5 protein-coding genes are annotated in these 6,288 nt (G+C 66.2%); 2 read left to right on the top strand and 3 right to left on the bottom strand.

The features are described from left to right. On the top strand, positions 1 to 988 hold a 988-nt coding region (locus V6M49_RS09535), incomplete at its 5' end, for an HNH endonuclease signature motif containing protein (protein WP_332760958.1). A 111-nt stretch (positions 989 to 1,099) separates the two neighbouring features. Here the strand turns inward: V6M49_RS09535 and V6M49_RS09530 are convergent. Further along, positions 1,100 to 3,679: a Tex family protein gene (locus V6M49_RS09530; RefSeq protein WP_332760957.1), complete on the bottom strand. Its 2,580-nt coding sequence runs from the start codon at positions 3,677 to 3,679 to the stop codon at positions 1,100 to 1,102. Between the two features lie 138 nt (positions 3,680 to 3,817). Here V6M49_RS09530 and V6M49_RS09525 point away from each other — a divergent pair, with 138 nt between their 5' ends. Continuing rightward, positions 3,818 to 4,114 (top strand): hypothetical protein, encoded by a 297-nt coding sequence (locus tag V6M49_RS09525; protein ID WP_056346782.1) that lies wholly within the window; start codon positions 3,818 to 3,820, stop codon positions 4,112 to 4,114. Between the two features lie 222 nt (positions 4,115 to 4,336). Here V6M49_RS09525 and V6M49_RS09520 read toward each other — a convergent pair whose 3' ends face one another. Together V6M49_RS09520 and V6M49_RS09515 are read right to left on the bottom strand one after the other, a co-directional pair. Further along, positions 4,337 to 5,407, bottom strand: coding sequence for an alkene reductase (locus tag V6M49_RS09520; protein ID WP_332760956.1), 1,071 nt, complete (start codon positions 5,405 to 5,407; stop codon positions 4,337 to 4,339). A 155-nt stretch (positions 5,408 to 5,562) separates the two neighbouring features. Then, a partial coding sequence (locus V6M49_RS09515) for a PKD domain-containing protein (RefSeq protein ID WP_332760955.1) occupies positions 5,563 to 6,288 on the bottom strand: 726 nt, incomplete at its 5' end.

Below are 6,288 nucleotides of genomic sequence, written 5' to 3'. Positions count from 1 at the left end.
TCCGGCACGTGGCCGCGCCGGTGAGCTCATCCCCGGGAGGTTCCGGCACAAGGCCCGGACCTGGCGGGAACGCCACCACCCGGTCAGCATCGAAAAACGCCACATCAAGAGCGCAGCCGACCGACGCCTGGAATATGCCCCGGACCGCGACGGCATGGCCTGGCTCTCCGCCTACCTCCCGGCGGACACCGCTGCGGGGATCTGGAACCGAGCCACGTCGGCGGCACGTGCCCTCCAACGCCCGGCCGAAGACCGGAACCTCAGCCAGCTCCGCGCCGACACCGTCGCCACCTGGCTTCTCGGCAACAACATCGCCGGCGCCGGAACCGGCGTTATGACGAACGTGACCGGCGGCAGCGGCGAAATGGGCGGCATGGCAGTGGGCGGCGGTGTTCCGTCACCGCGGGCGCAGGTCCTCGTTACCGTCCCTGTCCTCTCGCTGCTGGGTGTCACGGATGAGCCGGCCATGTTGGACGGGTACGGGCCGGTCCCGCCGTCCATGGCCCGCCACCTGATCGCCGACGGTGCCGAATCCTTCCACCGCGTTCTGATCGACCCCCGCGACGGAGCACCCCTGGAAATCGGCAGAACCAGCTACCGCGTGACGAAAGCCCAACGCCAATGGCTACGACTACGGGACGGGAAGTGCCCGTTCCCGGGCTGCAGCAACCACTCCCTGGACAACGAAGCGGACCACCTCCTCGCCTGGGCCGAGGGAGGCAGTACCGGGATCAGTAATCTCGGCCAGCCATGCCGCAAGCACCACAGACTCAGACACATCACCGGTTGGAAACCCACCACCGCCACCAAGAACGAACCACCCGGCTGGATATCACCCACCGGACGCCACTACCAAAGCGAACACCCCGACTGGGAACCACCGACCTGGCCAGACGACTTTCAGGCAATGGCCGACGATACGGCCAAATATCTGGCCGAACATCCGGAGCCAGCGATCCCGGGACCGAGTCCTGTCCGAACACCGTGAGCTGGACCGTGACCTCGCTATTCGCCAGCCGTTGCCGGGCGACCACCTCCCACGGCCAACATGGCCGCTGACTGAGCGAGCTACTCCGAGTGGGCGCCAATGAGCACGTGTCTATTTGCCGAGGCCAGCCTTGCGGAGGGCCTCTGCCATGGCGGTGTTTACAGGCGCCGGCTTCGGTGCCGGCGGCCGGCCGCCGGACGACTTCGGATCGGGCTTCGAAGTCGATGCGTTGTCGCCCGGGCTCGTGGCCCCGCGTCCGCGCTGACCACCCGGGTCGCGTCCATTCGAGTCTCGCCGCGCATCTGCCGGACGGCCCCCTGCTGGGCGTCCCCCAGCTGGCCGTCCGCTTTCAGGCCGCCCCCCTTCCGAACGCCCCCCTTCCGAACGCCCGGCTTCCGAACGCCCGGCTTCCGATCGCCCACCCGCCGAACGCGTACTCTCCGAACGCCCGCCCTGCGCCCGCCCACCCGAAGGCGACGGCTCGTCGTCGAGCCTTAGCGTGAGCGAAATCCGTTTCCGCTCCGGATCGGCTTCCAGAACCTTCACGCGGACAACCTGCCCGGACTTCACCACCTCGCGGGGATCGGAGACAAAGCGGTTGGCCAGCGCCGACACATGAACCAGGCCGTCCTGGTGCACTCCGACGTCCACAAATGCGCCGAACGCGGCCACATTGGTGACGGTCCCCTCAAGCACCATGCCGGGCTTGAGGTCGGAGATCTTCTCGATGCCTTCGGAGAAGGTGGCCGCGGCAAAAGCGGGTCGGGGATCGCGGCCTGGTTTGTCCAACTCCGCCAGGATGTCCTGGACCGTGGGCAAACCAAAGGTGCCGTCGACGAAAGCGCGCGGATCAAGTGACGACGCCGGCGCCGAGCCCGCGGCCACCAGGATTTTCCGGGCAATCGGATACGCCTCGGGGTGCACGCTCGACGCGTCCAGCGGCTCTGCTCCGCCGGTGATCCGCAGGAAGCCGGCGCACTGCTCAAACGCCTTCGCACCCAGGCGGGGCACCTTCTTGAGCTCGCTGCGCTTGGCAAACGGCCCGTGTTCGTTTCGGTACGCCACAATGTTTTCGCTCAGCAAAGGTCCGACGCCGGCCACGCGGCTCAGCAGCGCGGGCGAAGCAGTGTTCACGTCAACGCCAACCGCGTTCACGCAGTCCTCGACCACGGCATCCAGGCTGCGGTCCAGCTTCGACGCCGTGACGTCGTGCTGGTACTGCCCCACGCCGATGGACTTGGGATCGATCTTCACGAGTTCGGCCAGCGGATCCTGAAGCCGCCGCGCAATGGAAACGGCTCCGCGCAGGGACACATCCATGCCCGGCAGCTCCGCCGAGGCCAGCGCCGACGCGGAATACACCGACGCCCCGGCCTCGGAAACCACCAGTTTCTGCGGTTTCGTCTCCGCGGCTGGCAGCAGCTTGATCAGTTCCGCGGCAAGCTTGTCCGTCTCCCGGGACGCGGTTCCGTTGCCGATGGCCACCAGCTCCACGTTGTGCTTTCGGGCCAGCCGCACCAAGGTGGCGAGGGCCTCGTCCCATTTCCGGGCAGGCGCGTGCGGATACACCGTGTCGGTGGCAACCACCTTGCCAGTCCCGTCCACAACGGCAACTTTCACACCGGTCCGCAGTCCCGGGTCCAGCCCAAGAGTGGCGCGGTTTCCGGCGGGTGCGGCCAGGAGGACGTCGCGGAGGTTGGCGGCAAACACCCGGACAGCCTCGTCCTCGGCGTCGGTGAACAGCCGTCCCCGGAGGTCTGCAGTCAACCGGGCCAGCACGCGCGAGCGCCAGGCAAGCTGCGCGGTCTGGATCAGCCACGAATCGGCGGGACGGCCGCGGTCGGCGACCCCGAGGCACCTGGCAACGGCGGACTCGTAGCGGGAACGCGCGGCGGCAAGGGCGTCGTCGTCGTTCGGATCCGCCTCGGCGAGATCCAGCTCCAGGACGCCGTCCTTCTCACCGCGCAGCAGCGCAAGCACGCGGTGCGAGGGCATTCCGGTGGGCGCCTGGGCGAACTCAAAGTAATCGGCGAACTTCTGCCCGTCGGCCTCCTTGCCCTTCTTGACCCGCGACACCATCCGCCCCTGCGTCCAAAGCCGCTCACGCAGGGTTGCGGCGAGGTCCGGAACCTGCGCAACCCTCTCGACGAGGATGGAACGGGCGCCGGCGAGCGCGGCGTCCGCGTCATCAATGGAGTGCTCGGCGTTCAGGTACCTGGCAGCCTCGCGTTCCGGGTCCAGGTCGGGCCGCTTCAGCAGCGCATCGGCGAGCGGCTCCAACCCGGCTTCACGGGCGATCTGGGCCTTGGTGCGGCGCTTGGACTTGAACGGAAGGTAGATGTCCTCCAGCCGGGACTTGGTATCCGCGGCGAGGATCGCTGCCTGCAGCTCGGGGGTCAGCTGCCCCTGCGCGGCAATCGCTTCGAGGATAGTACGACGGCGGTCCTCAAGTTCGCGGAGGTAGCGCAGGCGCTCGTCGAGCTCGCGCAGCTGCGTGTCATCCAGCGTCCCGGTGGCTTCCTTGCGGTACCGGGCGATGAACGGAACGGTGGAACCGCCGTCGAGCAGGTCCACTGCAGCCTTGACCTGCCAGGTCTTCACGCCAAGCTCGGCGGCGATCTGGGCGTGGATGGCGCTGTCCGGAGTTGGGGCAGACGTGGGGGCGGACGGGACGTGCGGGAGTTGGGTCACCTGAACATTTTGCCCTACGGGCCTGGTCGTCTCCAGCGGCGCCCGGCCGGGCAGCCGGCCGGGGTATTCCGCTCCGGGCCGTGAAGTGCTGTAGTTGATATGCCGTCACAGGCAATCACTTCGAGGAAGAGGGCCACCATGCGTGAACTGCTCATCGTCTTTCAGGAAGGATTCGACGAGGCCAACATCACCGTCATGGTCAACGGCAAGGAGGTCCGCCGCGACATGGGCGTGTCCACCAACCCGCTGCTGGGAGAAGCCTACGAAACGTCCGTGGAGCTGCCCGCAAAGGGGGCGCAGGTGGGAGTGGAAGTCACCAACCGCGGCCTGAAAGCCATTACCAAAGTCAGCGGAAAGCCCAAAAGCCTGCTCGTCTCCATTGAGGACGACAAGCTGGTGATGCGCGAAGGAACGGGCCGGGAAGCATACCTTTAGCTATTTCCCTAGCAATAATCCATTCACTGGAGTATTCTGGTGTTTACCGCTCAGCGCTTGTGAACCTGGGCGGGCCAACGTTGAAAGATGAGCCAAAACAGCCGTCGGATGGCTAATTTGGCGCGCGCTGCCGGGACAGCACCCCGAGCAGCCAACGACGGCGGCACCCAAGCCGGGTGCCGCCGTCGTCGTTTAATCTCTGGCCGAGGCCAGCATTGACCGCTAAGCCGAATACGCGGGGTAGTCCGTGTAGCCTATGGAGCCGTCTGCATAAAACGTGGACGGGTCCGGTTCGTTCAGCGGAAGGCTTTCCTTCCAGCGGCGCGCGAGGTCCGGGTTGGCAATGGCGGGGCGCCCCACCACCACAGCATCTGCATGGCCGTCCGCCACCAAGGCGGTTGCTTCCTCCCGAGTTGTCATGGTGCCGAAGCCGGAGTTCACCAGGAATGTGCCGTTGAAGCGCGCCCGGAGATCCTGGACCAGCTCACTCGTGGGCTCGTGGTGCAGGATGCTGACGTAGGCGAGGTTGAGCGGGGCAATGCTGTCCACCAGCACCTCGTAGGTGGCGCGGACATCGGCCGCATCCGTTTCGGCGATGCCCTGGACGCTGTGCTCCGGCGAGATGCGGATGCCCACGCGGCTCGAACCCACCGCGGCCACCGCGGCGTTGACCGTTTCGATCACAAAGCGGGCCCGGTTCTCCGGCGAGCCGCCGTAGCTGTCGTCGCGGACGTTGGAGTTCGGGGCAAGGAATTCGTGGAGAAGGTAGCCGTTGGCCGAGTGCAGCTCCACGCCGTCGAATCCCGCTTCGATGGCGTTAATCGAGCCGGTGACGATTTCCTGCATTACGACGGGCAGCTCACCGATGGTCAGCGCGTGCGGGACGGGGTACGGCTGCTTGCCGGACGGGGTGCGGACCTCGCCGTCGATGGCGACGGCGCTCGGACCCACGATGGTGTGGCCGCCGGTGATGTCCGCATGGGAAACCCGTCCGCCGTGCATGATCTGGGCGAAGATCCGGCCGCCCTCAGCGTGCACCGCGTCGGTGACCTTCTTCCAGGCGGCAATCTGCTCCGCGGTGACGAGACCGGGCTGACCCGGGTAGGAGCGTCCGGCGGGGCTCGGGTAGATGCCTTCGCTGACGATCAGTCCCAGGGATGCGCGCTGCCGGTAGTGCTCCACAACCAAGGGACCCGGAACACCGTTCTCGCCTGAGCGGAGACGGGTCAGGGGTGCCATTACCAGGCGGTTGGGCAGTTCAAGCTCGCCAAGAGTCAAGGGGGAAAACAGCATGCGCAGTTCCTTTCGAGGTGAATTGGTACTGCTGTTCCCAACTGCCCGGCGCGTGCAAGTATTCCGGTTGAGGCGCGGATCACTCTCTGCGGGGGTGGCTTGTCTGGATTCCGGGCGCGGTTGCCGGCCGCCTCATAGGCGTCGTCTGATGCTTCCTACCGGGACGATGCCACGCCGGGGCAACCTTGTCCCTGCGGGTTCTGGTTGCAGTCGTCGGCGTAGTTCCGGGTGATGGATCGCCAGACGCTGATGGACTGAGGCGGTGCGCTGAACTGGCCTTGGCCCGGTATGGGCAGCGGCGGTCCGTTGTTCACGGAATACGTGCCTTGGAAGGACGTCGTGAGGACGACTTGGAAGTCGCCTGTGTCCGCGTAGACGTGGCTCGTTCGGGTCTTTTCACCCCAGCGGTCCTGCGGCAGCGGCCCTCCCATGGAAGGCTGCGGACCGAAGACCGTTCCGTCGCCGTAATTCCAGGTGTACTGAACCGGCGTGGCGACCACGTGCACCTGCTGTCCGAGCATCGTCACGTCAAACTGTTGCTCGGAAGCGTCAGCGTAGAAGTTTGTCTCGGCCCCGCGGAGCGTGTTGGGGTTGGGCTGCGCGACCACCGTTCCTGCGCTGATGGGCAGGCTCTCGAACTGCCTCTGTATCTGGGCGGCTATGCGCGGCAGGAGGTCCTCCGGCCGAGCATCGTAGAGACAAGTGGGTCCCGAATGGATTGCCCAGACGGCTCCAGGAACGCCTCGCGGCATGGAATACCAGATGACCGGGATCCCGTCCTCGCCATCCGGCCCGTTCGTGCATTCAACCTGATCACGTAAGCACGCGGAATCGAAGTCGCCCCCGCCAAGGTGGCACTGCAGTTCGTACTTGTAGTTGTT

It is taken from the genome of Pseudarthrobacter sp., assembly GCF_036675385.1.
Taxonomy (GTDB): domain Bacteria; phylum Actinomycetota; class Actinomycetes; order Actinomycetales; family Micrococcaceae; genus Arthrobacter.
Note: the sequence above shows the minus strand (reverse complement) of the source record. Positions and strands in the feature narration are given on the sequence as shown.

What these genes read in the sequence shown, in the direction of transcription:
- V6M49_RS09525 (WP_056346782.1), top strand. Translation starts at nt 3,818, where the DNA reads ATGCGTGAACTGCTCATCGTCTTTCAGGAAGGATTCGACGAGGCCAAC.
- V6M49_RS09520 (WP_332760956.1), bottom strand. Translation starts at nt 5,407, where the DNA reads ATGCTGTTTTCCCCCTTGACTCTTGGCGAGCTTGAACTGCCCAACCGC.